This is a genomic window from Kineosporia sp. NBRC 101677 (assembly GCF_030269265.1).
In the GTDB taxonomy this organism is placed as follows: domain Bacteria; phylum Actinomycetota; class Actinomycetes; order Actinomycetales; family Kineosporiaceae; genus Kineosporia; species Kineosporia rhizophila.
In genome coordinates this window covers 14,924-37,356 of record NZ_BSTA01000014.1, presented here as the reverse complement: position 1 = coordinate 37,356, position 22,433 = coordinate 14,924, and the positions used below count along the sequence as shown (strand labels likewise).

24 protein-coding genes and 1 other RNA gene are annotated in these 22,433 nt (G+C 67.8%); 12 read left to right on the top strand and 13 right to left on the bottom strand.

Annotation, left to right across the window (positions count from 1 at the left end):
* Positions 1 to 21 precede the first annotated feature (21 nt).
* Positions 22 to 645, top strand: a complete 624-nt coding sequence (locus QSK18_RS31030) for a CG0192-related protein (protein WP_232809107.1) — start codon at positions 22 to 24, stop codon at positions 643 to 645.
* Here QSK18_RS31030 and QSK18_RS31025 read toward each other — a convergent pair.
* A complete protein-coding gene (locus QSK18_RS31025; protein ID WP_285626504.1) occupies positions 639 to 1,466 on the bottom strand; it encodes a hypothetical protein in 828 nt (275 codons plus the stop codon). The two genes, QSK18_RS31030 and QSK18_RS31025, sit on opposite strands and share 7 nt — an antisense overlap.
* A 98-nt stretch (positions 1,467 to 1,564) precedes the next feature.
* Between QSK18_RS31025 and QSK18_RS31020 the strand changes: the two genes are divergently transcribed.
* Positions 1,565 to 2,014, top strand: a complete 450-nt coding sequence (locus QSK18_RS31020; protein ID WP_285626501.1) for a cupin domain-containing protein — start codon at positions 1,565 to 1,567, stop codon at positions 2,012 to 2,014.
* Positions 2,015 to 2,119: 105 nt separating this feature from the next.
* Here QSK18_RS31020 and QSK18_RS31015 read toward each other — a convergent pair whose 3' ends face one another.
* Entirely contained in the window at positions 2,120 to 4,012 is a 1,893-nt protein-coding gene (locus QSK18_RS31015; RefSeq protein WP_285626499.1) for a DUF6345 domain-containing protein, read from the bottom strand.
* Positions 4,013 to 4,533: 521 nt separating this feature from the next.
* Here QSK18_RS31015 and QSK18_RS31010 point away from each other — a divergent pair.
* Positions 4,534 to 5,268, top strand: a complete 735-nt coding sequence (locus QSK18_RS31010; RefSeq protein ID WP_285626496.1) for a dienelactone hydrolase family protein — start codon at positions 4,534 to 4,536, stop codon at positions 5,266 to 5,268.
* Positions 5,269 to 5,308: 40 nt separating this feature from the next.
* Here QSK18_RS31010 and QSK18_RS36105 read toward each other — a convergent pair whose 3' ends face one another.
* Together QSK18_RS36105 and QSK18_RS31005 are read right to left on the bottom strand one after the other, a co-directional pair.
* A complete protein-coding gene (locus QSK18_RS36105; protein WP_352396695.1) occupies positions 5,309 to 5,647 on the bottom strand; it encodes a DUF397 domain-containing protein in 339 nt (112 codons plus the stop codon).
* A gap of 289 nt (positions 5,648 to 5,936) precedes the next feature.
* The gene (locus QSK18_RS31005) at positions 5,937 to 6,131 is read right to left on the bottom strand and encodes a hypothetical protein (RefSeq protein ID WP_285626493.1); all 195 of its coding nucleotides are present in this window, start codon (positions 6,129 to 6,131) and stop codon (positions 5,937 to 5,939) included.
* Between QSK18_RS31005 and QSK18_RS36100 the strand changes: the two genes are divergently transcribed.
* Positions 6,058 to 6,282 (top strand): DUF397 domain-containing protein, encoded by a 225-nt coding sequence (locus QSK18_RS36100; protein ID WP_352396694.1) that lies wholly within the window; start codon positions 6,058 to 6,060, stop codon positions 6,280 to 6,282. The genes QSK18_RS31005 and QSK18_RS36100 overlap by 74 nt on opposite strands.
* A gap of 517 nt (positions 6,283 to 6,799) precedes the next feature.
* Positions 6,800 to 7,018, top strand: a complete 219-nt coding sequence (locus tag QSK18_RS31000; protein ID WP_232809113.1) for a DUF397 domain-containing protein — start codon at positions 6,800 to 6,802, stop codon at positions 7,016 to 7,018.
* A 54-nt stretch (positions 7,019 to 7,072) separates the two neighbouring features.
* Here the strand turns inward: QSK18_RS31000 and QSK18_RS30995 are convergent, their stop codons facing one another.
* Positions 7,073 to 7,942, bottom strand: a complete 870-nt coding sequence (locus tag QSK18_RS30995) for a helix-turn-helix domain-containing protein (protein WP_232809114.1) — start codon at positions 7,940 to 7,942, stop codon at positions 7,073 to 7,075.
* Positions 7,943 to 8,330: 388 nt separating this feature from the next.
* On the opposite strand from QSK18_RS30995, the gene QSK18_RS30990 reads away from it, so the two are divergent.
* The 5 genes from QSK18_RS30990 (at position 8,331) to QSK18_RS30970 (ending at position 12,535) form a co-directional block, all read left to right on the top strand.
* Positions 8,331 to 9,185, top strand: coding sequence for a hypothetical protein (locus tag QSK18_RS30990; protein WP_232809115.1), 855 nt, complete (start codon positions 8,331 to 8,333; stop codon positions 9,183 to 9,185).
* Positions 9,186 to 9,434: 249 nt separating this feature from the next.
* Entirely contained in the window at positions 9,435 to 10,898 is a 1,464-nt protein-coding gene (locus QSK18_RS30985) for a hypothetical protein (protein ID WP_285626489.1), read from the top strand.
* Between the two features lie 170 nt (positions 10,899 to 11,068).
* Positions 11,069 to 11,629 carry a hypothetical protein gene (locus tag QSK18_RS30980; protein ID WP_232809117.1) on the top strand — a complete coding sequence of 187 codons (561 nt, stop codon included), beginning with the start codon at positions 11,069 to 11,071 and terminating at the stop codon, positions 11,627 to 11,629.
* 4 nt (positions 11,630 to 11,633) lie between these two features.
* Positions 11,634 to 12,146 (top strand): hypothetical protein, encoded by a 513-nt coding sequence (locus QSK18_RS30975; protein WP_232809118.1) that lies wholly within the window; start codon positions 11,634 to 11,636, stop codon positions 12,144 to 12,146.
* A gap of 2 nt (positions 12,147 to 12,148) precedes the next feature.
* On the top strand, positions 12,149 to 12,535 hold the full coding sequence (locus QSK18_RS30970) for a hypothetical protein (protein ID WP_232809119.1): 387 nt from the start codon (positions 12,149 to 12,151) through the stop codon (positions 12,533 to 12,535).
* Positions 12,536 to 12,547: 12 nt separating this feature from the next.
* On the opposite strand, the gene QSK18_RS30965 is transcribed toward QSK18_RS30970, so the two are convergent.
* The 3 genes from QSK18_RS30965 to htpG all read right to left on the bottom strand — a co-directional run bounded on the left by QSK18_RS30965 (position 12,548) and on the right by htpG (position 16,278).
* On the bottom strand, positions 12,548 to 13,540 hold the full coding sequence (locus QSK18_RS30965; protein ID WP_232809120.1) for a D-alanyl-D-alanine carboxypeptidase family protein: 993 nt from the start codon (positions 13,538 to 13,540) through the stop codon (positions 12,548 to 12,550).
* A 246-nt stretch (positions 13,541 to 13,786) separates the two neighbouring features.
* Positions 13,787 to 14,356: a DinB family protein gene (locus QSK18_RS30960; RefSeq protein ID WP_285626485.1), complete on the bottom strand. Its 570-nt coding sequence runs from the start codon at positions 14,354 to 14,356 to the stop codon at positions 13,787 to 13,789.
* The gene (gene htpG / locus QSK18_RS30955) at positions 14,353 to 16,278 is read right to left on the bottom strand and encodes a molecular chaperone HtpG (protein WP_285626482.1); all 1,926 of its coding nucleotides are present in this window, start codon (positions 16,276 to 16,278) and stop codon (positions 14,353 to 14,355) included. Before htpG ends, QSK18_RS30960 begins: the two co-directional genes overlap by 4 nt.
* Positions 16,279 to 16,455: 177 nt before the next feature.
* Between htpG and QSK18_RS30950 the strand changes: the two genes are divergently transcribed.
* Together QSK18_RS30950 and QSK18_RS30945 are read left to right on the top strand one after the other, a co-directional pair.
* Entirely contained in the window at positions 16,456 to 17,223 is a 768-nt protein-coding gene (locus QSK18_RS30950) for a PIG-L deacetylase family protein (RefSeq protein ID WP_232809123.1), read from the top strand.
* 252 nt (positions 17,224 to 17,475) lie between these two features.
* The gene (locus QSK18_RS30945; RefSeq protein WP_232809124.1) at positions 17,476 to 18,243 is read left to right on the top strand and encodes a PIG-L deacetylase family protein; all 768 of its coding nucleotides are present in this window, start codon (positions 17,476 to 17,478) and stop codon (positions 18,241 to 18,243) included.
* On the opposite strand, the gene QSK18_RS30940 is transcribed toward QSK18_RS30945, so the two are convergent.
* The 5 genes from QSK18_RS30940 to QSK18_RS30920 all read right to left on the bottom strand — a co-directional run bounded on the left by QSK18_RS30940 (position 18,229) and on the right by QSK18_RS30920 (position 22,379).
* Positions 18,229 to 18,663: a hypothetical protein gene (locus QSK18_RS30940; protein ID WP_285626475.1), complete on the bottom strand. Its 435-nt coding sequence runs from the start codon at positions 18,661 to 18,663 to the stop codon at positions 18,229 to 18,231. The two genes, QSK18_RS30945 and QSK18_RS30940, sit on opposite strands and share 15 nt — an antisense overlap.
* Positions 18,664 to 18,890: 227 nt before the next feature.
* Positions 18,891 to 19,685 carry a hypothetical protein gene (locus tag QSK18_RS30935; RefSeq protein ID WP_285626472.1) on the bottom strand — a complete coding sequence of 265 codons (795 nt, stop codon included), beginning with the start codon at positions 19,683 to 19,685 and terminating at the stop codon, positions 18,891 to 18,893.
* A gap of 292 nt (positions 19,686 to 19,977) precedes the next feature.
* Positions 19,978 to 20,349: a transfer-messenger RNA gene (ssrA, locus tag QSK18_RS30930) on the bottom strand.
* A gap of 145 nt (positions 20,350 to 20,494) precedes the next feature.
* Positions 20,495 to 20,965, bottom strand: coding sequence for an SsrA-binding protein SmpB (gene smpB, locus QSK18_RS30925; RefSeq protein WP_232809127.1), 471 nt, complete (start codon positions 20,963 to 20,965; stop codon positions 20,495 to 20,497).
* Positions 20,966 to 21,086: 121 nt separating this feature from the next.
* Positions 21,087 to 22,379, bottom strand: coding sequence for a M23 family metallopeptidase (locus tag QSK18_RS30920; RefSeq protein ID WP_232809128.1), 1,293 nt, complete (start codon positions 22,377 to 22,379; stop codon positions 21,087 to 21,089).
* Between the last annotated feature and the right edge of the window lie 54 nt (positions 22,380 to 22,433).

Below are 22,433 nucleotides of genomic sequence, written 5' to 3'. Positions count from 1 at the left end.
GGCGGGCCGTAGGGTCTGGGCATGGCTCACATCCACAAGGCCACGCTGACGCCCTCGAAGCTCGAACTGCTCACGCCCTGGCTGCGCTCGCGGGCCTGGGCCGACGGCAGCGGTGGAGTGCAGACCATCGGCGCCTACCGTTTCGACGACCCGCAGGGCGAGGTCGGGATCGAGACGTTCCTGCTCCGGACCACCACCGGCGCCGTGCTGCACGTGCCCGCCACCTACCGCAGCGAGCCGTTGCGCGGGGCCGACGAGCACCTGATCGGCACCACCGAGCACTCGGCCCTGGGCACCCGCTGGGTCTACGACGGCTGCGGCGACCCGGTCTGGGCCGCCGTGCTCACCCAAGTCGTCCTCACCGGCGGGACGCAGGCCTCGGAGATGGTCGACGACGGCAACGGCGGCCTGATCGAGCGCCCACCCACGGCCACCGTGGTGGGCAGCGGAGAGGCCGGCGCCGAGGTTCCTCCGGTGGCCGGTGCGCAGCCGCACGACGAGGCGGGGTACACGGTGGTCACCACCGGTGGGCCGGTGCTGGTGGTGGCCCGTGAGGTGGGCAGGGAGCTCACCGGGGTCACGCACACCCTCACGGTGCGCTGGGCCGACGCCGAGCCGGTGATCGTGGCCGGGATCCGTCAGTAGGTCCGCGCGGTGAGCCGCTGACCGGCACGGGAGGTCAGGCCCAGTCCCAGGTCGTCGAGGACTTCGCGGATGTCGTCGACGGCCAGCGACCCGTGGCGTTCCAGGGTCAGGACCGGCCGGCCGCTCGCGTCGGTAGGCAGGGCCCGGTGAAAACTGATCACCGACGTGGACATCGGGGCGAACCGCGGATAGGCCGCCCGGGCCGCGGCCTCGTCCTGGTGTTCCAGAACGGCGAAGTTGGGCACGTGCCCGAAGTCGACCCGGAGCCCGGAAGCCTTCCAGTGGGCCGGGCTGTCCTCGGCGCCGGTCAGGTGGTGCGAACGATTCGCAGAGGTGACGTACAGCAGGTCGGTGCCGGCCGCGTCCAGGCAGCGGGCCAGGAAAGCGTTGGACGGGCAGGCGTATCCCGGCGCGATCACCTGCACGGTGCGCACACCGTTCTCCGTGACGGTCAGATGGTCCGGGACGTGCGTCGCGGCCGGGCCGCGGAAGCCGAAAGGGCCCATCCCGTAGAGCACGTCGATGACGGTCAGGATGCGGCGCCGGTCGAGCCCGTCCGGCAGTGCGGCCCAGTCGAATATCCCGGCCACGCCCGAGGGCGGCACGGTCACACTGCCGGGCTGGTCGGCGGGGCGGCCTTTCATCCGGTTCAGTCGCTGCACCGATTCGGCCTCGGGCCGGGCCGTGATCGCGTAGAAGTTGGCGAACCCGTGACCCACCACCGTCCCGGCCGCCAGCCAGTCGGCCAGCAGCGCCTGCGCCGCCCGGTCGCCCAGCACCGCCGATACCCGCTCTGCGGGCCTGGACTCGATCGTGGTCATGTCCTGCCTCCCTGCCGGAAACGAGCGCTGCCCGCGACCTGCTGATACCGGCCGGACGGGGGAAGTAGGTTGGGGGCACCGCGTCCGAAGGGGGAAAGATGTCCTATCCACCACCCACGTACCACGGTGAGTCCGGCGAGAAGACGGCCTGGATCCGGCCGGGCGATGCCGCGCCGGAACTGCCGCTGGCCAAGACCGTCACCAGCTATCTGGCCACCGGTGAACAGACCAACGGCCGGTTCGGGCTCTACCGCTGGGACTTCCTGGGCCCACGGAGTGGGCCGGATCCGCACTTCCACCGAGGCATTTCTGAGTCGTTCTTCATTCTGTCCGGCACTGTGCGGCTGTACGAGGGCAACGAATGGGTGGACGCACACGCCGGCGACTTCTTCTACGTCCCGGAAGGCGGGATCCACGGCTTTCGCAACGAATCCGGCGAACCCGCCTCCATGCTGCTGATGTTCGCCCCGGGAGCCCCGCGAGAGGCCTACTTCGAAGGGTTGCCGAAGCTCGCCGAACTGAGCGACGAGCAGCGGGGGCGTTCATGATCGAACACGACACGTACTGGCTCGACTGACCTTTGAGCCGACAGAAGACGGGTGGCGCACCTCCCGGCTGGGAGGTGCGCCACCCGTCCTCAATTCGGTTCTCGATCAGGAAAGACCGCTCACCGAGAAGAAGCCGTCGAGACGGTTGGTGGTCGCGTTGGGCCGGATGTCCGGGCCGACATTGCCCTGGCCCCAGTAGTGGTCACCGAGGTTGGTCACCCAGCTGTTGCTGGCCGCCCGGTAGGTCGCCGGGCTGACCGAACGCCAGCGCACCCCGGCCGGTTCCAGGTCGTTCGCCATCGAGGCCCAGGCCTGCTGCACGGTCAGCGCGTCCCGGGTGGTCCACCACAGGAACGTCTCCGGGAACAGGTAGTTGGCGAAGCGCCGGCCGGTCCCGCCGTCGATGCAGTAGGCGTTGGTGTCGAACCCGTTCAGCAGGTGCAGACCCTGGAACGCCTGGCTCCAGCGGCCGAAGTAGTCGTTCTTGCCGTTGGTGTCCTTCAGCACCTGGCAGCTCTCCAGCTGCAGCCACTCCAGGTTCCGGTCGCCCCAGCGGGCATCGGCCGGGGTGATGTTGCCGTCGTCGTGGTTGCCCTTGAAGGTGAAGCCGCCGGACCAGCCGTGGCCGGTGTACCACTGGGCGTCCACGTCGTCGACGTAGCGGTCGTCCCAGCCGTTCTGCTTGTGGTCCTTGAAGTCCTTCTCGAAGGCGCTGTTACCGCGCCAGTCGAAGGCCACGCTGTGCCCCTTCGACTGCATCACCGACTTGAACCCGTTGGCGCTGTCCTGGGCGCACTGCCACTCGTCCACCGTCTGCTCGATGCCGTTGCTGGCGAACGAGCCACCGGCACCGCCCTGCACACCGCTGGCCGAGCCCTCGCCCTTCTGGTTCACCAGGTCGACGTGCGCGGTGCTGACCAGGCCGTTGGCGTCGGTCACGGTGACCGTCACCGTCTCGGTGAAGTCACCCTTCTCGGGCCGCTGGGCGCCGGCGTAGCGGACCTGCTCGCCGCCCTGCTTCTCGATCGCGACGGACGAGGAGGACCAGTTGTACGAGAACGGCGCCGTGCCACCGGTCACGCCGGCCGCGGCCGAGACCGTACGCCCGTCGCCCGAGGCCTTGAGCTCGACCGTGGGCGCCAACTGGGGAGCGGCGGCGACCAGCTTGCCCTGCACCTTGTCATCGGTGCCGAGCCGGGTCCGCGGCTGGCAGACGTAGTGCGGCAACAGGGAATTGACGCTGCCCTTGCCGGTCGCCCGGACCGCGCTGAGGGCCGGGGCGTAGTAGCCGAGCGTGGGCAGAGACTGCTTGACCCCGTCGCCGTAGAGCTGGGTGCAGGTCTTCAGGGCGCTCTGCGGAGTGATGATGTCGACCTTGCGGTCGGCCTTCACCTCGCGCACCGACTGGCCGAGCTGCACCACCGAACCGTCGCCGGCGAACGAGGCCCGGGCCTTGGCCCCCGGCCCGATCACCGGAACCCCGCCCAGGGTGAGCTGGTACGAGACGGTGGTGTCGAGATTACGGCTGCTGAGCAGCTTTCCGTCGCCGTTGCTGTGATCCAGCGTGGTGTGACCGACCGAGGCCGAGATCCCGTACCCCTGGGGCACGGCCAGCAGCTGACGGGCCTTGCGCAGCGCCTCGTCCTGCGGAATGGTCCTGATCGCGTCGAGCTTGGAGAGGTCGAGCTCCTCGGCCACGGTCGCGCCGCGCCGCTCGTCCACCCCCTTGCCGATCTCCCGGGTGGGCACCCGGGCGAAGCGGGCCTTGTCGACGAAGGCGAACGAGCCGTCCGGGCGAAGAGCGTTACCGACTCCGGCCTTACGGGCGAGCTTCTCGGCCTGCTTCTCGGTCAGTCCTTCCTGCACCACCTGGTACACGGTGGCGGTGAGCGCCTCAGTGGGGGCGGCCTGGGCGGAGAGCGGGGCGAGTACGGCACCGGTGGTCGCCGCGGCCATCGAGAACACGAGGGCGGCACGCTTCCGGGTGGTCCTGGGCATCTGTAACTCCTGGTTCGGGAAGGCCGGGCGGGCAGGCCCGGAACTCCTGGTTCGCAAGGCCGGACGGGCAGGCCCGGCACCCGGAAGAGAGATGGGCACCCCCTCAGCAGATACACAGCCCGCAACCAGAAATTAACTTTGCGTTACGCTTGAGTAGTCAGGACGGCAGCCCGCCGGGTCGACCAGTGTTCGGATCCAGCTCAAGGCGATCCCTGGGGCCGTGCCTGCGGGTTATGACTTTCCGCAGATCTGGACGATCCGTAAGGACCAGATCAGTTCACATTACGGATCGTGCAACCGTGCCAAACCTCATCCATCGACTCCGCGGGCCCGGTGAATCGCTGGAGGATGTCGTTCAGGACATTGAGGTCACAGGCGCTCGGCCCGAGTGCATTAGTGCTGGCCGCCAGGCCCAGACCGGCATGTCACTGAACGTCAGCCTCGGCGGGGCGGGCCTCGGCGGATCGTGTCGGTCAACGCCTTCCAGGCCGTCCCACCGGGCCGGAGTACTCTCCGTTGGCGTGAAGCTTCGTGAGGAACGCGTGTCGATCCCAGGTGCCGGCCACGAGATCAAGTCGGTCGTCATATCCCCCGCCGACGACACCCCCCGCCCCGGCGTCCTGCTCTACACCGACATCTTCCAACTGACCGAGTCCACCCTGCGCACCGCCCGCCGCCTGGCCGCCTCCGGCTTCCTGGTCTGCGTGCCCGAGATCTACCCCCGCGGGGACCTGGCCGGCGTGGCCCTGGAGTTCGACGACGACGGCAAGGCCCGCGGCCTGGCCGGCGCCGCCTCGATGCCCACCGCCCAGTTCGACGAGGACCGCACCAGCGCCCTGGACTACCTGGCCACCCGCCCCGACGTCACCGACCTCCTGGTCACCGGCTTCTGCATCGGCGGCCACCTGGCCTTCCGCGCCGCCTTCGACGAGCGAGTGGCGGCCACGGTGTGCTTCTACCCGACCGGGCTGCAGGACGGGAAACTCGGCGCCGACGTTGCCGATTCGCTCTCCCGCGCTTCGGACATCAAGGGCCGGCTGCTCGTGGTCTTCGGCTCCTCCGACCCGCACGTGCCTGCTGATGCGCGGCTGCAGGTGATCTCAGCGCTGTACGCGGCTGGACTCCCGGACACGGAGCTTCATGTGTATGCGGGTGGGGAGCATGCGTTCATGCGGGACATTGGGGTGCGGCATGATCCTGAGTTGACGGATCTTGCCCTGCGCGAGGCGGTTTCGTTCTTCAGCGGGCGCTCGTAACTAAGGTTGGCGGGGACCGCGACGACGGCCCCCGCCAACCCTAAGCATCGAACTCTCCCGCACGCACACCCCGGAGGAATACCTCCCACTCACTGCGGGCAAAGATCAGTGACTTGACCTCCGCACTTTCGAACAGCCGCACCCGGTCCTCATACTCGACGACCAAGCCTGCTTCACCAGGGACACCCTGAGAGCCCCGAACCCACTCCACGAACCGCCCCCAGCGGTCAGACGGATACACGAGCACCGCACTGGCGTCCCGGGAGTCTCTCACCAACACTTTGCCAGGTAACACAGCAACCTCGACGCAGCTACTTACTGCGCACCAACTTGACCGCCTCCAGGACGCTGCCTGCAACAGCTGATCGTCTTCCAGCATCAGCGAGCTCCATTCCCCGTCCCTGGAACGCTATCCAGGGTCATCCGTCGTTCCCACGGTAGGTAGAAGGCCTCGCATAAACAAGGCAAGAGGATCGCCGAATGGCGCCGCCCATGGTGACACCGTCAACTGTCAAATATTCCCGACTCCCAAAGAAGCTGCCCAGACAGTCGGTTGGGCATGCGACACGTGTCGGTCACTTCGCGCAGATGCAGGTGCCGCGTCAATGGCTTGTCATAGGTGAGGCAAGAGTCGACTAATCGGCTTCTGGCTCGGATGCAACTCGCCCCTAGGCGACGGGAGCGTCACTCAAACCGCCGCCGCAGGTCGGTGCTGCAGGTATTCTGACGGCCTGCTCGTACTTCTCGGGCACTGCAAAGAATTCGATCACTTCGAAGAGACCCATCATCATGGCCAAGAATATCTCTCTGGCCCCTGAATCAGAACCGAAGGATTCGTGGCGGGCCTCCAGCGCTTGTTCCACGCTTACCTGCGTCCAAGTACTCATCCTGCCAGACAAGAGCGAAGTGCGTCTTCGCGCCTCTCACGACGTGTCGGGAGCAGTCCTGACTTTCACTGCTAGTGAATGGCGAGCGTTCACAACCGGGGTCCGGAACTCCGAGTTCGACGTCTGACAACTCCTGACGATGAGACGGCACACACAACCGCTCATCGCCACTCTCCCGGCCACTGTTCCTGTCGCATACCGAAACAGCTAAGACAACGGTTCCTGGGCAGGCGGACCATTTGGCACCAGCCTCTACTCGGCAACCTCCAGCGCTACCTGGCCAAGAGCTTACGACCCACTTATGACGATCAGCTGTACCATCGCCCGGCGCCGAGGATAGAAAACCAATTGGATGTCAAGGGCCTGATGCAGACAGCCCAACAATGAGCTAACGCAAGGCCCCAAACCCAGCATATGCGCGAGACGTTGCCCCTGTACACATAACGGACGACCCTCCCCGCATCGACGCACGTCGAGGGGCTGACAGAATCAATTCGACGACAGTCTGGATGACGAGCCTGGACTACGCCGGAGTAGCGAGTATCCTCCATCGGGTTTGGACGCACTGGCTTTTGTACCACCATCAGCGTGCGCCCCTTCCACGAATACACCCGGAGTTCAATCTCATCACAACTGGAGCCCTCATGCTCGATGCCACCGACGCCACCAACGGGAAGCCGACCCCCTCCCCCTGGCGTCGCGCCATGGCCTGCACCTCAGCGAGTTGCGTCGAAGTAAAATTCGTCGGCGAGGGCGTGCAAGTACGTGATTCCAAGGATATCCCTGGCCCCATCCTCTCCTTCACCAAAGACGAATGGAATACATTCGTGGCCGGAGTGAAGAATTCTGAGTTCGAGGCCTGAAGTTGATTGAGCCGTTGCCCCTGAATCAAAGGAAGCGATCGCGGGGCAACGGCTTCAATCCTTCCGCTGGCGAGCGCATCTTTCTATCCAGGCCAGGCTCTCATTCTCCCCAAGAGCCTGACTTCGAGAAATGGATGTAAACAAATCTCTGTATATTCGTACCTGCGCAGAGCGGTATATGAAACTGGAGTCGGAGACACCTTCGACGACAACTAGATCCTCAGAATCTACTACCTCCGAGTCACGTAGGATCCAGAAGGCCCCATCCATACCTAGATAGGGCCCCACGGAGAAGGGCACAACCTGTACGGTGAGATTGTCGAGAGCCCGGCACAGATCCGTCAGGTGCCGCATTTGCCGCTCTGCAACGCCCGGCGGGAAGTGCCTACGAAAGACGCTCTCATCCATGATCGCGTGGAGTGCCAGGCGTCCGTCGAGCAGACGCTGCTGGCGCTCACCTCTGAGTTTCACCTGGTCTTCAATGAAGTCCGTCGACAAGTTCTCTGAGTGCTTCAGCGGGTCGAGGACCGCCCGAGTAACGTCCGGAATCTGCAGCAGGCCGGGCCACCGCAAATTTTCGTAGGCGTCGATGCGAGTGGCCACCGATTCCAGGCCTATGAAAACCTCGACCTGTTCGTCCCGAGTGCCGTAGTGCGACCACCAGCCCTTGCGCCGCGACTCCAACACCAATTCCTGCAACTGCTGCACATCCTCAGGTGAAGCTCCATAGAACCGGGCAAGATCTCGCACGTCCCGTGGCTGGGGCGCCCGGTCCCCGCTCTCCAACCTGCTGATCTTCGATGCACTGACCATCAACTCACGTGCTGCATCTTCGGCGCTCTTGCCTGCAGCTATGCGCAGGCGGCGGAGCCGGGCGGCGAGGGCGCGGCGGCTGGCGGTGGGGTTCGGGCGTGTACCGGGCATGGCACCCCGCTAGATCAGATGCTTGTCAATTGCCAGGGGCGATTGCATGCTGGACCTACACAAAGTGGTACGAAGCCAAACGTAGCAGTGCCAGAAGCATTTGCCGAGGTTTGTCACCCCGGCCGGCGCCGTACCGACCAGCACCTCGCAGGCCTTGTGCCGATCTTCAGACAGCCAGGTCATGGCAGCTTTCGGCGGAAGCTCAGGTGGTTGAGCCGCAGCCGCTCTCACATCGGAGGGGCTTGGTCATGTCACATCGGAAGGCGGCGCGGGGTGACCCGCGGGGGCCGGGCGGGCCCGTCAGTTCCTCTCCCACAGCGAGTCTCATCGGCTTGCGGCCCGGCGGCGACCCGGGCTGCGACAACGAACGACAAGGGGGTGGCCTGCGATGGTGACGCCGCCGATTCCACCACGGCCACGTGAGGAGATTCCTTCGCCGTACGGGCCGGACGGGCCGTTCAAGAACCTGCATCGCTGCGCCCAGCGGCTGGAGTGCGGGGACTGGCGGGAGGTGCTGGTCCTGCTCGGAGGGGACGGGACCAGCACCCACCGGCTGGCGGCGGTGACCCATCAGCTGGCGCTGAGCATGTTCCAGCAGACGGTGGGGGATGTGGAGCAGGCCTGGACGGCCCTCACCGATGCCGCCAAAGGGCTGCCGCCGGCGCTGACCAAGGTCGACCCGGACACCGGGCACGTGGCGGCCGTGCTGCACACCGCCACCATGATCCTGGGGCCGGACCAGGGTCCGGAACGGCATCTGACGCTGGCGCTGGCCCGGATCACCTGGCGGGAGCAGACCGAGCTGGGGCAGCTGCGCAACCCGCATCTCTACGCCGGGGCCCGGGATGCCCTGATCCGGGCCTGCCAGGAGTTCCTGGCCTGGGTGGAGTTCGCGCCCGAGACCTGGCGCCGGCAGATCCCGCCGGGGCAGCTGCAGGGCTTCGGGCTCACCGTACCCCGGAGCCTGCACCAGCCCACCCGCAAGAACCTGTGCGACCGGGCGAGCAAGCTGCGCAAGTTCGCCGACCCGGCCCAGGGCGACGTGAGCGACTCGGTCTGGGCCGACATCGGCGGGTATCCCGGGCTCAAGGCGCTGGCGCTGGAAGGGCTCAGCACCCAGCACATCGTCTCCTGGCGGCTGGGCCCGAGATCGCACTCGTCCCAGCAGATTCCGCTGCGCACCGGCTGCGTCACCGCCTGGCGCTTCGCCCGGGACTGCTACCTGCAACCGTCCCCGGGCTGATCAGGACAGTGCACTTGTACCCTCCGCACGACAGATTTGCGGGCGGGAGACCTGGATACTGACGTGAACTGGTGAGACGATCGAACTTGTCTCTCGCCACTGAAGTTCAGTCGCGTTCAGCGATTCCTCCGCCCACTCGCTGAAGAATCACTTTCCGGCCAGCGTTTCCGTGATCCGAAGGTGAGGCAGCTGATGATGGTGTCCGTGACGCTCTCCCCCGGAGATCGTCACGATGTCGAGCCTGAGGTCATGTTCTCCGCCGGACACCAGACCCCGGCGAGCGAGCTGCGGCACGAGACGCTGCTCACGGCCGGGGTCCGGATCAGCGTGGACCTCACCACCCCCCACCGTTGGCGATCGATCACCGTCACTTCCTGGAACTCCGCCTCCGAGAACATCATCCGGGCCCTCGTCGGAGACACTGCGGTGGCCGGCATCAACGATCACCTGGATCGGGGGAGCTCGCGCATCGAGGTCTCCCGCCTGGAAGCAGACCTCTCCGCCGCCGGCCCGTGGCTGCGTATCGCAGTCACCGACGCCCTGGACCGCTGGCTCCACCTGCCGCTCGACCAGTCCCTGGTCGATGCCGAGCGTGGGGTGGCGCGGGCCTGGGCCGCACTCACCCTGCCCGAAGGGGCCGCGCGTACCGAGCTTCTCAAGCAGTCGCTGGTGCTGACCCGGCGCGCCGCGGGCGGCCTCCGAGGTCTCCTGGCCCAGCTCTGCCTGCGCCCGCGCCCGCTGCCCGGTGATCTGCTCGATGGTCTGGGCGAGGTGGTGGCCGGCTACGACCGCCTGCGCGCTCAGCTGAAGAGCGACGACGAGGCGCTGCGCGCGGTGGTCGAGATGTGGCGTGACCTGCACAAGACGTTCCGCACCGGCCCGTTCCGCTACTACCGGCCCCGGATCCGGTCCCGGCCGGATCCGGCCCGGGAAGGCCTGGCCACCAGCCGGCCGACGGGCCTGATCGACCCCCGGCAGGTCCCGGCCCGCACCCTTCAGATCCATCCTGATCCCGACCGCCCGGAAATCACTGTCCGGGCGGCAGTCCCGGGCCGCGAACGCAATGTGCGCACGGTGGTGGTCGATGTCCCGCTCTTCGGTGATCCGGTCACCGACCACGGGGCGGGCGGACGGATGCTGGCCCGGCTGCTCGACCGCGACACCGGCCGCGCCCGCGGCGAGACGTTGCTGACCCTGCACCGCGTGGGCGAGGGGGAACGGCTGCGTTCGTCGCTGCGCGGGGTGCTCCGGGTGCCGCCGGATCAGGAGGCCCTCGACCTGGAGCGGATTCGGGTCGACGTGTTCGATGCGCTGATCGAGCGCCAGCCGGCCCGTTCCGACCAGGACCCGGCTCTGTACAACGTCCGCCGGGCGATCCTGGCGCTGCGCGAGTGGCGGCAGCTGGTGGCCGAGGCCCGGCTCCGGATGGTCGCGGTCCAGCCCAACCGGCGGGTCCGGGCGATCGGCCGGCTGCTGCTGCCGGGCGGTGAGTCCGGCGCCCGGGTCTACACCACGGCCGCCACGGGTCTGGGCCGGGGCCAGTGCGACCAGTTGCTCGACCTCAGTGAGCGCGAACTGCTCGAACTTCTGCTGCGTCCCGGGGCGTCCGGCGACGAGTCGTCAGGGCCTGGCAACGTTCTCACCCCGCCGCACGGCTCCAGCGATCTCATGGTGGCCGAGCTGGCCGCGGCCTACGAGCTGCTGGGAAGCTGAACCTCGGGAAGCGGTGGAACCGTAGCGGGGCCAGGTGGAACCGTTGCGGTTCCATCCGGTTTCGGCGCAAGGCCGTTGCCTGACAGCGGTTCCCGCAACCGGGAGTATCGGTCGCAGCAGCCGCGGCGCGTCCCCCGTTCGCGCCGGGCTCGTGATCAAGGAGCCCACCCATGTCCAGCGCCCGCAGCGTGCTCGACCGAGCCCCAGTCGAAACCGCCGTCCAACCACCCCAACTACTTGAGGACGTTTGTGCTCTCGGTCTCGAGGAGAGCCGGACCGATGCTCTGGGAGACTTTCTCAACTCCACCCGCACCTGGGAATCGTGCCCGATCCCCCTGCCCCGCCGCGTCCGTCGGTTCTTGCTCCTCCTGGCCCCGCTCAGCGCGGGGGCTGCGGCAGTGTCGCTGGGCGCACACGGCGGCCGGTTCCCCTGCCAGAGTCTGCTGTGCACGACCACAACCCTGGGGCACAACGAGTTCTTCGTGCTGGTCCTCAGCCTGCTCTACCTGGCCGGCCTGGCCGTGCTGGCCGGCACCAGCCGAGGGCTGACCGAGGTCAACACTCCCCAGCTCGCCGCGATCGGTGTGCTGGCGGTGACGGGTACGGTGGCGACCTCCGGCGTGCTCGCGGCCATGCTCACAGCGAGCGCACTTCTGCTGTCGCTGGCCTGCCTGTTCGCCCTGTTCCTGGTGGCCATCGCGTCTTTCCGGCCGACCACCCCGAACCGGTGAACCGATGAACGCGACCGTACGGCCGAGAACACCGGGCCTGCCCGAGCCGCAGGTGCAGACCTTCCACGCCGAGCCCACCGTCCTGCTCGACCGCCGGAGCCGGCCCTGGCTGGTGCTCGCGGCCGAGCAGGATCCACTGCGAACCCGCAACGGCCGGCTGCCGATCCCCCGGCACTGCCGCGAAAGGCTCAAGGAGATCGCCGAGTCCGGCGTGCTGTTCGATGCCGTCGTGCTGGCCCACGAACTGGACCCGGAGCAGGTGGACATCACCGCGATCCCCCCGTCCGGCCGCAGATGCAGCCCGGAACTGGCTCGCGAGGTGCTCGGGAGCGTCCCCGCCCATCCCGACCTGGCCCGAGTGGCCGGGGTCTTCGAGCGGATCACCGGTGCCGCGCCGATCCTGGCCGCTTCCCTCGAACGCCTCGACCCGGTGGTGTTCGGCGTGATCGGCCCGGGCCGGCCGCCTCGGGACGGAGAGCCGGCCCTGTTCTTCCCATTGGTCGCCTGGAGGTGGTGAACGTGTGGCAGACGAACCTGGTTGCCGACCGGACGGAGCTCTCCACCCGCACGGTTCGCTGGATCTGGGCGACGGCGACGGCCGACGTGATGGCCGCGGTGTGGATGTACACCGCCGGTGAGTGGTTCGACGCCCACCGGCTCACCTCGGTCTTCACCCTGGGCGGCCACCACCTCGCCGTGCTCTGGCTGGCAGCGGGTGCTTTTGCCGGGATCCTCGTCGCGGCCGTGCTGACCGAAGGCTTCACCAGTACGAGCCGCCCGGCCTCGATCACGCTCTCTCTGGCCTGCCTGGTCTCGGTCGTCGCCCTGGCCGGCTTCCTCTCGGTGGTGCTCCTGGTGGTCGGCGCCGGGCTGCTCATCGGTCTCGTGGGAAGGCTGCGGGGCTGAAAGCGGCCCGGTCTACAGCTCTTCCAGGCCGACCCCGATCGACTCACCGCTGGTCTTCACGGTGATCTCGGTCGGGGCCTGGCCGTCGGTGAAGCCGATCGGCAGCCCCAGGCGATACTTCATCCCTGACCACCCGGGCACGGCGAGCGTCTGCGCAACACCGTACTGCCGTACCACCCCGTCGTCTCCGGCGACCGACAGAACCGGGGTGCCGCGCTGCAACAGAGTCACGCGCCGCAACGCCTTTCGCGACGAGACAACCATCTTCTCACTGGCCTTGAGCGCGTTCGTGAGAATCAGCGGGCCGGGCGCCCCGAGCATCACCCCGTAGATCGTGCGGGTTTCGCCGTTCACCTGGTCGGTCGCGGCCCAGAGCAGGCATCCTCCGGCGGCATTCGTCGATCCGGTCTTGATCCCGATCACGCCGTTGCGGCCCAGCAGCTTGTTGGTCGTGGTCAGGGTGTTCATCGGGATCTGGGCCTTGGGCGTGGCGACGATCTCGGCGAAGGTCGGATCCTTCATCGCCGCTACAGCCAGGTCGAGCAGGTCGATGGTGCTGCTGCGGGACTTTTGGCTCAGCCCCGAGGTATCGGCGAAAGAGGTCGACGTCAGACCCAGTTCGGCCGCCTTGGAGTTCATCCGGGCGACGAAGCGCTTGGGTGAGCCGGCGCTCCAGCGGCCGAGGATGTCGGCCATGTTGTTGCCTGAGCGGATCAGCACAGCCTCGAGCGCCTGCCGTTGGGTGATCCGCATCCCCGCCTTCACCTTGACCACGGACTCCCCCTCGGCCTTGCGCTTGGGGTAGGTAGCGGCCTCGGCCTTCGTCACCGTGATGACCGGGCCCTCCTGTCCGGCCCGCAGCGGATGGTCCGTCAGAATCGTGTACGCAGTCATCACCTTCGTAACGCTGGCGATCGGTACCGACTTCACACCGCTGTCCTTATTGCCCATCGTTCCTACCCCGGGCACCGCGATGCGCGCGCGGCCCTTGGCCGGCCACGTCACCTTGGGCTCTCCCCCGGGAACCGCAGCCTGCCGAGGTACGAGCCAACTCACGTCCCCACCAACGGACGTTTCCGCTCGAGTCCTCGAGGACGTCCCCAATTGGTTCTGGGCGAGACCCGGCTGGGACGGAACCACCGTGGCGGCCAGGGTCAGGGCAAGGACGAGCGTGGCTCGGCGAGGCGCAGACTGCACACGACCGAGGCTACCGAGACGTTGTGCGATCAGACGGCAGCAGAGAGTCGCGTGTTACTCGCCGACCAGCCCGTCGATCGACTCCCTGATCAGATCGGCGTGCCCGTTGTGCCGGGCGTACTCCTCGATCATGTGGGTGAGAATCCAGCGCAGGCTGGGGGTCTGGCCGGTGTCGCGGAACTGGTAGCGGGACAGGCGCCCCATGCCTGCGTCGGCCAGGGCAGTGGCCGTGGCCTCCCGGGAACGAGCGAGCGCGGCCTGCCAGAGAGCATGCAACTGCTCGGGAGTGTCTTCCCCGGCGGTGTGCCACTCCCAGTCGGGGTCGCTCCCCCAGTCCACCTCGTCCCACGGGGCTGGGCGCTGCTTACCCAACAGCCGGACGTGGAACCACTCGTCCTCGACGTACGCGAGGTGCTTGATCATCCCCCCGAGCGTCATCGGGGACGGCGGCAGGGCTGTCGCCAGCCCTGCCGCATCCAGACCACTGATCTTCCAGGCGAAAGTGGCGCGTTGGTAGTCGAGGAAGCCGAGAAGGACCTCCGCCTCGGTGCCCGCAGCCGGCGGCTCAGGGCGACCGTACTCGTCTCTCATCGGCTCTTCCTGCTCCCCCGCGCCCTGACTCATCTGCCCAACGTCTCCCCGAGCTGAGTGGCCAGCAACTGCACGAACCGCGCCGGATCGTCCGGCTGCGTGCCCTCGGCCAGCAGGGCCATGCCGTGCACGAGCTCGACCGTCTCGGCCAGCTTCGGGTCTTCCGGGCGGGCCTCGTGCGCCGAGCGCAGCCCCTCGACCAGCGTGTGCGCGGGGTTCAGCTCGAGGATCCGGCGTTCCTGCGGGATCGGCTGGCCCATCGCCCGGTAGAGGTTGACCAGCGTGGGGGTGGCGTCGTTCTGGTCACTGACCACGCAGGCCGGCGAGGTGGTCAGGCGGCTGGACAGCCGGACCTCCTTGACCTCCTTGGTCAGCACCTCGCCCATCCAGGTCAGCAGAGCGGAGTACTGCTCCTTCTGCTTCTCCTTCTCCTCGGCGGTGTCGTCCTCGTGCAGGTCGATGTCGCCCTTGGCCACGGACTGGAACTGCTTGCCGTCGAACTCCGGCATGCCGTCCACCCAGACCTCGTCGATCGGGTCGGTCAGCAGCAGCACCTCCAGCTCCTTGGCCCGGAACGCCTCCATGTAGGGGGAGTTCTCCAGGGCCTGCCGGGAGTCGCCGGTGAGGTAGTAGATCTTGTCCTGGTCCTCAGGCATGCGCTCGACGTAGTCGCGCAGGCTGGTGCGCTTCTCCGGGTCGTTCGTGGACTCGAAGGAGCAGATCTCGAGGATCGCGTCGCGGTTGGCGAAGTCCTGCAGCAGGCCCTCCTTCACCACCCGGCCGAACTCGCCCCAGAACTTCGTGTACTTCTCCGGCTCGTTCGCGGCCAGGCCCTTGACCGCCTGCAGCACCCGCTTGGTCAGCCGCTTGCGCATCGACTCGATCTGCCGGTCCTGCTGCAGGATCTCGCGGGAGACGTTGAGCGCGAGGTCCTGCGAGTCGACCACACCCTTGACGAAGCGCAGGTAGGCCGGCAGCAGCTCCTCCGCGTCGTCCATCACGAACACGCGGTTCACGTACAGCTGCACCCCGTGCTTGGCGTCCGGGCTGAACAGGTTGGCACCGGCCCGCTCGGGCAGGAACAGCAGGGCCTGGTACTGCAGCGTGCCCTCGATGTTGAGCCGGATCGTCTCCAGCGGGTCGTTCCAGTCGTGGCTGATCCGCTTGTAGAGCTCGGCGTACTCCTCGTCGGTGACCTCACCGGCCGGGCGGGTCCACAGCGCCTTGCGGGAGTTGACGGTCTCCTCGGCCGGTTCCGCCGCCTCGTCCGCCTCGTCGTCGTCCCCCGGCACCGGGATCGCGGCCATCCGGATCGGCCAGGTGATGAAGTCGGAGTACCGGGTGACGATCTCGCGCACCTTGCGCGGGTCGGTGTAGTCGAAGAGCCGGTCCTCCGGGTCGGCCGGCTTCAGGTGCAGCGTGATGCTGGTGCCCTGGGGAGCGCTGTCGACCGGCTCGAGGGTGTAGGTGGCCTCACCGGCCGACTCCCACCGGGTCGCCTCCGCCTGACCGGCCCGCCGGGTGATCATGGTGACCCGCTCGGCGACCATGAAGCTGGAGTAGAAGCCGACGCCGAAGCGGCCGATCAGCTCCTCGGTGTCGGCCTCCTCACGCTGCGCCTCCTTCAGCTGGCGCATGAACTCGGCGGTGCCGGAGTTCGCGATCTTGCCGATCAGGTCGACCACCTCGGCCCGGGACATCCCGATGCCGTTGTCGCTGATCGTCAGCGTGCGGGCCGCCGCGTCCAGGTCGATCCGGATGTGCAGGTCGGAGGTGTCGACGTCGAGCGTGTCGTCGTTGAACCGTTCCAGCCGCAGCTTGTCCAGGGCGTCGGAGGCGTTGGAGATCAGCTCGCGCAGGAAGAGGTCCTTGTCCGAGTAGATCGAGTTGATCATCAGCTGGAGCAGCTGACGGGTCTCGACCTGGAACTCGTAACTCTCGGCCTGGGTCGTCATGGCACCTTTCCCGATGTTCTTCTTCGTTCGTGCACTGCGGTCCGGCGCACTGCGAGGCAAAGATTAGTCCGCCCGGGCCGCTGCGGGCCGCACCTTCTGACGTCTGAGGCGCCCGGGTGTGCTTGGGTTTGTCAACGGCGAACCCAAGCACCCCCGCCCTCGCGAAAGGATGGCCCAGTGGCCGCACCGGAGTCCCTGTCAGACCGTCCCGTGATCGTGCTCTCCCCCCACCTGGGCGACGCGGCGCTGTCCTGCGGCTATCTGCTGTCCCAGCTGGCGCTCACCACCCCGGTCACGGTGATGACCTTCTTCACCCACAGCCAGGGCGACAGCCCGACCAGGACGGCCCGTTCCTTCCTGGACAAGCGCAACGCGGTGCGGGCCCCTGCGCTCTACGCGCAGCGCCGTACCGAGGACACGCTGGCCCTGCGCTCGATCAACGTGACGGCCGTGCACTTCGGCCTGCACGACGCGCTGTTCCGCCGCCGCACCGACCGCAACGTGCCCAAGGTGGTGCGCAACCTGGTGCCCGAGCTCGGGGTGGTCTACCCGACCTACCGCTGGCACATCCGCAGCGGGGCGATCTCACCGCTCGACTTCCCGCTGGTCGACGAGCTGGTGCAGCGGGTCTCGCTGAGCACCAGCAAGGACGACATCATCCTGGCGCCGCTGGGGCTGAGCGGGAACGTCGACCGGGTGCTGACCAACCAGGTGGGCTGGGCGCTGTCGCGGGCGGGGCGTTCGGTGGGCTTCTACGCCGACCAGCCGGACGCGCAGACCTGGGAGGAGGAGATCGCGGCTCCCGAGGGCACCGAGCGGGTCAAGTTCGACGTCGACCACACCGTCAAGGCGCAGTTCCTCGAGCGGTACACCACGCACTCGCGGTCCGAGCTGGGCAAGCGCATCCCGGCGCTCGACGAGACGATCTTCCTTCCGGTCTCCTGAAACTGAGGACGTTCGCGCGCACCGATCGCGCGCACGTCCGGTTCGGTGGGTTGCGGGCCGGGCGATCCGGAACATTCCGGTCCGCGCCCCACCGAGGGTCGTCCGTTTGGCTCCTGGCCCCCTCGGCCGCGTCAATAGCCTTGCCGCACACCCGGATACCTAAGCTGAGCAGCGTCGTTCATCGCGCTCGCAACTCCGCCGGACGTTGTCCTCGGAGGCGGGCAGCGCGTCACGCTCAGAGAGGAAGCCGTCGTGATCGGAGCGGATGCTTTACAGGACCACGCGAGCATCATCATCCTTTCCCCGCACTTGGACGATGCGGCGCTCTCCTGCGGCTCGCTGATCGCGCAGACCTCGCCCCTCACCCCGGTGACGGTGATGACGTTGTTCTCCTCCTGCAACGGCCAGCGGCCGGCCCATCCGGCCCGGGCCTTCCTACGGCAGAGCAACGCCCGTCGGGCCCAGCCCCTGTACAGCCGGCGCCGGGCCGAGGACAAGGTGGCACTGCGCTCGATCGGCGCGACCGGCGTCCACTTCGGCTTCCAGGACGCACTGTTCCGGCGCCGTAAGGATTCGCGCGTTCCCCGCCTGGCCGCACGCTGGCTGCCCGAACTGGACTGCGTGTACCCCACCCAGGCGCACATGTCGCGCGGCCGGATCGCCGAGCCCGACCAGCCGTTGCTGCCCGTACTGGAGCAGCGGGTGAGCCTGGCCACCACGCGGGAGGACCTGATCCTGGCCCCGCTGGGCCGGGCCGGGCACGTCGACCACGTGATCACTCACGAGCTCGGGAAGGCCCTGTCCGGTTCACGCACCGTGGGCTGGTACGCGGAGCAGCCCGGCGTTCTGCGCGAGGGCGGCAACGTGCTCGCCCCCGAAGGCACCGAGCGGGTCAAGTACGAGGTGGACCACGACGAGAAGGCCGGCTTCATCGGCTGGTACGGCAGTCAGCTGGGACTGTTGTTCGGCGGGAAGAGCATTCCCGACCTGGAGGAGTACGTCTTCCTACCGGTTCAGTGACAGGCGCCCGACCGGCGCTTCCGTCCTGCGCAGGTAGCTGCCGTAGGTAAGAGCGGCGGCGAGGACGAGCCCGAACCAGACGCCGTAGGTGCGATCCAGCGCTCCGTCACCCACGAACACCTGCAGGATCACCAGTGCGGTGGCCAGGGCCGCGATTCCGAGCCGGAACCGCGCCCAGTCGCCAGGTAGGCGCAGCCCGGCCACCTGAGACACGAGCAGCTCGGCCAGCAGAACGGCCACCAGCAGCGCGGCGACGCTGGACCAGGTGGTGGCCCAGGCGTCGTGGGTGCGGCAGGCCTCGACGTCCAGCACTACGACGCACAGGCGGTGCCAGGGTGCGAACGTGTCGAGCAGAAAGAGCACGCCGGCGAGGGCGACGATCCTTCCGCCCGTCGTGAGCGGGAGACTGCTGCTGGCCATGGCCGAGGAACTCCGATCCTGTCCGAGGGCCGAACCTGTCGGCCGCCTGTGAGCTCACTCTGCCAGGCACGGGCGGGCGACGCAGGCGGGTTTCGGTGGTGATGTCACGATTCGGCGGAAGCGGACGCCCACCGAACGGGTTTCGCCGATCCGTTCCGAACCTTGTTCTGCGGAAACGACGAAGGCCGGGCATCTGCTGATGCCCGGCCTTCGATCGAGCCGTCGGCTCAGTACTGCCCGTCCTGCTGCGGCGGGTACTGCTGGCCGCGCTCCGGCCGGCGCGGCTGGCCGTAGCCGTCGGGGTTGAAACGGGTCTCGTCGTACTGGTTCTGGTTGTACGGCTGGCCGCCCTGGTTCTGCTGGTTGTACTGCTGCGGGTCGTTGCCGTACTGCTGCTGCGGGCTGCCGTACGGGGCCTGCTGCGGGTCGCCGTACTGCTGCTGCGGGTTGCTGTAGGGAGCCTGCTGCGGGTTGTGACCGAACTGCTGCTGACCCTGGCCCGGGTACTGACCCGGGCCGGTCAGGGCCGGAGTCTCACGCAGTCGCAGGACGTTGCCGGCCACCAGGAGCAGGGCGAACAGCAGGGCGGCGAACATGCCGAAGCTACGCCCGAAGGAGTAGTCGATGCCCAGGTCGACCTCGGCCCCCAGGCCCGCGGAGAGGCTCTCCAGGCCCGAGGTGTCCGGCATGTCGAGGTCCTGCCCCTTGACCAGTTCGACCAGGACCAGCAGCGCGGCCAGGCCCGAGACGGCCAGGCGGCCCAGACCCAGCAGGGACGGGCTGACCGGCAGCTGAACCTTGGCCACCTGGGTGACGATCACCTCGGCCAGGGCCACGATGACCAGCAGGGCGGCGACCTTGGCCAGGCCGATGTCCCAGGCGTTGGCGCTCGAGGACTCCGACATGCCGAAGCCCTCGAACGAGAAGCTGTACCAGGGCAGGAAGGTGCTGACCAGGAAGAGCAGACCGGCGGCGGCGACGATCTTGCCACCGAGGGTGAGGGATGGACTGGTGGTCGGCATGAACGCGAGCTCCTTCTCAAACAGGTGATGTCCAGCTGTCGGTAGACCGGGCGCAGGCATGCGTGTTCGACAACGGTGGATCACCTATTGCCCCCCAGAGCGCCTGCGAATCGTCATGGCCGTTCGCACGTGACATCTGGTCACCCTGAGCGAAGTTCATGCCGATTCGGTTCTTCCGCAGGCAGGACGCCTGGGGGCAGCGGGGCGTTGCACGACGGCACAGAGATTTCTCAGCCGGTTCGGAGGCAAACGAGAAGAGCCCCCGAACCTCGCGGTTCGGGGGCTCTTCGTTCTGTGGAGGTGGGGGGATTCGAACCCCCGTCCGTCAGCGCAGAACCAGGACTTCTCCGGGCGCAGCCTGCTGTGGCTTTTCTTAGCCCCGGCGATCCCACAGGCGGGTCACCGAGCCGGGCTCAGTCACGGTTAGTGTTCCCGCAGGCCCCGTGACCGGTCCTTTGGGCAGTGGCCTCCTAGTCGACGCCAGGACCCGGGCCGAAGGCGTTCCCGGACTGACGGACCTACAGGCCTCGCTTAGGCAGCGAGGGTGAGGTCGTTGCGCGATGTATTGGCAACTATTGGTTTGCGACGAGGATTAACGAGATCACATCGCGTACTCGGCCCGCTTCCCCTGGTAAGACGACCAACGTCGAAACCAGTCACCCCCGTGAGGGGAAGGACCTGGTTGCAGAAGATGGAGATCTTCCCAGTCTTGCCTTGTTCAGTTGTCAATCAGGACCCGTGGCCGGGCCCTCACAGCTGTATAACTCTACAGCCTCCGGCCGTGTTCCCGCCTCCCGACAACGTCCGGATCAGCGGTTGACGCGCAGCGACATCGCCCGGGAGGCCTCGCGCTTGTCCTGCTGCTCACGCAGGGTCTGGCGCTTGTCCCAGTTCTTCTTACCGCGGGCCAGGGCGATCTCCACCTTGGCCTTGCCGTCCTTGAAGTACAGCTGCAACGGCACCAGTGTGTAGCCGCCCTCCCGGGTGCTGCCGGCCAGCTTGTCGATCTCGGCCCGGTGCAGCAGCAGCTTGCGGCGCCGACGCGGTGCGTGGTTGTTCCACGTGCCCTGGAAGTACTCGGGGATGTGCACGTGCTCGAGCCACGCCTCACCCCGGTCGATCTGGGCGAAGCCGTCGACCAGGGAGGCGCGGCCCTCCCGCAGGGCCTTCACCTCGGTCCCGGTCAGCACGATGCCCGCCTCGTAGGTGTCGTCGATGTGGTAGTCGTGCCGCGCCTTGCGATTGGTCGCGACCACCTTGCGACCGGTCTCCCTGGGCACGCCCACCTCACCTCTTCTTCTCCTCGCGGCTGTCTCCAGCCGGATTGCCGAAGGTCAAGTCTATGAGGGTGCAACGGGTGGTGCCCACCTGATTAGCCCCGTTACGCGGTGGGCGCAGCGGTCACAGCCAGCCCATCGGGTCGACGGTGGAGCCGTTCACATATACCTCGAAGTGGAGGTGGCAGCCGGTGGACAGCCCGGTGGTGCCGGTGTAGCCGATCACCTGGCCCCGGCCGACCGTCTGGCCGCTGCGCACCGAGATCCGGCTCAGATGGTTGGACGAGGTGGCGAGGCTGGAGCCCTTGATCCGGCCGTGGTCCACCACGATCTGGTTGCCGTAACCACCGGCCCAGCCCGCCCGCACCACCGTGCCGGAGGCCGCAGCCCGCAGCGGCGTCCCGCAGGAAGCTCCGAAGTCGGTGCCCGCGTGCAGCCTTCGGTAGTTCAGGATCGGGTGGTAGCGGTAGCCGTAGCTGGAGGTGATCGGTGCGCTGACCGGGTAGGACAGCCCGTTCCCACCGTCGGCCGGGGGGTTCGCGCCGCCGCCTCCCCCGGAGGAGGCGGACCGGGCCGCCCGCTCCCGCAGGATCTGGGCCAGCTCGTCCTGCTCGTCCTCGAGATCGTCGACCCGCTTCTGCTCCGCGGCCTTCCGGGCGGCGATCGCCGCGACCGCCTGCTCGCGCTCCTCGACCAGGTCACCGATCTCGTCGCTGGCCTGGCGGGCGGCCGTGGTGGCGGCCGCCCGCTGCTCGACGAGCTGCTCGGACTCCCTCTTCAGAGCGGCCACCTGACGCCGGCCGGCGTCGAGTTTGGCCTCCCGGGCGCGGGTCTCGGCCTGCTCGACGGCCAGCCGGTCGATGACGCCGCCCTGGGCCCGCAGCGCGGTCCCGGCCACGCTGACCCGGTCGGCGAACTGCTCGGGGCTCTGCGCGTCCAGCGCGATGGAGAGGCCGGCCAAGCCGGAACTCACGTAGGCCTCCCGGGCGATCCCGGCCAGCCGTTCCTTGGTGCGGCGCTGCTCCTCGGCCCCGGCTTCCAGGTCGCGCTGCGCCTTCTCGACCGCGGCCTCGGCCACCGCCAGCTCGCCGGCCAGCTGCTCGTCCCGGGCGTTGGCCTTGGCCAGCGCGGCCTCGGCGGCCTTGAGACGGGCGTTGGCCTCGTTCAGCCGGGACTCCGCGGTCCGGAGCCGGACCGCGGCATCGACCAGCTCCTCGGAGGTGCCCTCCAGGTCTTTCCGCAGTTCCCGGAGCTCCTCGGCGAGCTTGTCCCGCTTGTCCTCGACCTCGTCCGCAGCGGCCGGGGCAGCCGTCTGGGCCAGGTTCGTGACCCCGGCCGTCAGCGCGGCCCCCGCCACCATCACGGCGGCGAGGAACCGGGCCGGACGCGAGTTCCGTCGGGTGGTCAGCCGTTTCATCCGCATGCCTCCTGTCGCCGGACAACCCCGTATCGGGGTGGCAACATCGGTCAC

Coding starts and splice junctions, on each gene's coding strand:
- QSK18_RS31015 (WP_285626499.1), bottom strand. CDS start 4,012: ATGCCCAGGACCACCCGGAAGCGTGCCGCCCTCGTGTTCTCGATGGCC.
- QSK18_RS30990 (WP_232809115.1), top strand. CDS start 8,331: ATGGTGACGCCGCCGATTCCACCACGGCCACGTGAGGAGATTCCTTCG.
- QSK18_RS30975 (WP_232809118.1), top strand. CDS start 11,634: ATGAACGCGACCGTACGGCCGAGAACACCGGGCCTGCCCGAGCCGCAG.
- QSK18_RS30985 (WP_285626489.1), top strand. CDS start 9,435: ATGTTCTCCGCCGGACACCAGACCCCGGCGAGCGAGCTGCGGCACGAG.
- QSK18_RS36105 (WP_352396695.1), bottom strand. CDS start 5,647: ATGCTGGAAGACGATCAGCTGTTGCAGGCAGCGTCCTGGAGGCGGTCA.
- QSK18_RS30980 (WP_232809117.1), top strand. CDS start 11,069: ATGTCCAGCGCCCGCAGCGTGCTCGACCGAGCCCCAGTCGAAACCGCC.
- htpG (WP_285626482.1), bottom strand. CDS start 16,278: ATGACGACCCAGGCCGAGAGTTACGAGTTCCAGGTCGAGACCCGTCAG.
- QSK18_RS31030 (WP_232809107.1), top strand. CDS start 22: ATGGCTCACATCCACAAGGCCACGCTGACGCCCTCGAAGCTCGAACTG.
- QSK18_RS31000 (WP_232809113.1), top strand. CDS start 6,800: ATGCTCGATGCCACCGACGCCACCAACGGGAAGCCGACCCCCTCCCCC.
- QSK18_RS31020 (WP_285626501.1), top strand. CDS start 1,565: ATGTCCTATCCACCACCCACGTACCACGGTGAGTCCGGCGAGAAGACG.
- QSK18_RS36100 (WP_352396694.1), top strand. CDS start 6,058: ATGGCCAAGAATATCTCTCTGGCCCCTGAATCAGAACCGAAGGATTCG.
- QSK18_RS30935 (WP_285626472.1), bottom strand. CDS start 19,685: ATGCCGACCACCAGTCCATCCCTCACCCTCGGTGGCAAGATCGTCGCC.
- QSK18_RS30995 (WP_232809114.1), bottom strand. CDS start 7,942: ATGCCCGGTACACGCCCGAACCCCACCGCCAGCCGCCGCGCCCTCGCC.
- QSK18_RS30940 (WP_285626475.1), bottom strand. CDS start 18,663: ATGGCCAGCAGCAGTCTCCCGCTCACGACGGGCGGAAGGATCGTCGCC.
- QSK18_RS30960 (WP_285626485.1), bottom strand. CDS start 14,356: ATGAGTCAGGGCGCGGGGGAGCAGGAAGAGCCGATGAGAGACGAGTAC.
- QSK18_RS30920 (WP_232809128.1), bottom strand. CDS start 22,379: ATGAAACGGCTGACCACCCGACGGAACTCGCGTCCGGCCCGGTTCCTC.
- QSK18_RS31025 (WP_285626504.1), bottom strand. CDS start 1,466: ATGACCACGATCGAGTCCAGGCCCGCAGAGCGGGTATCGGCGGTGCTG.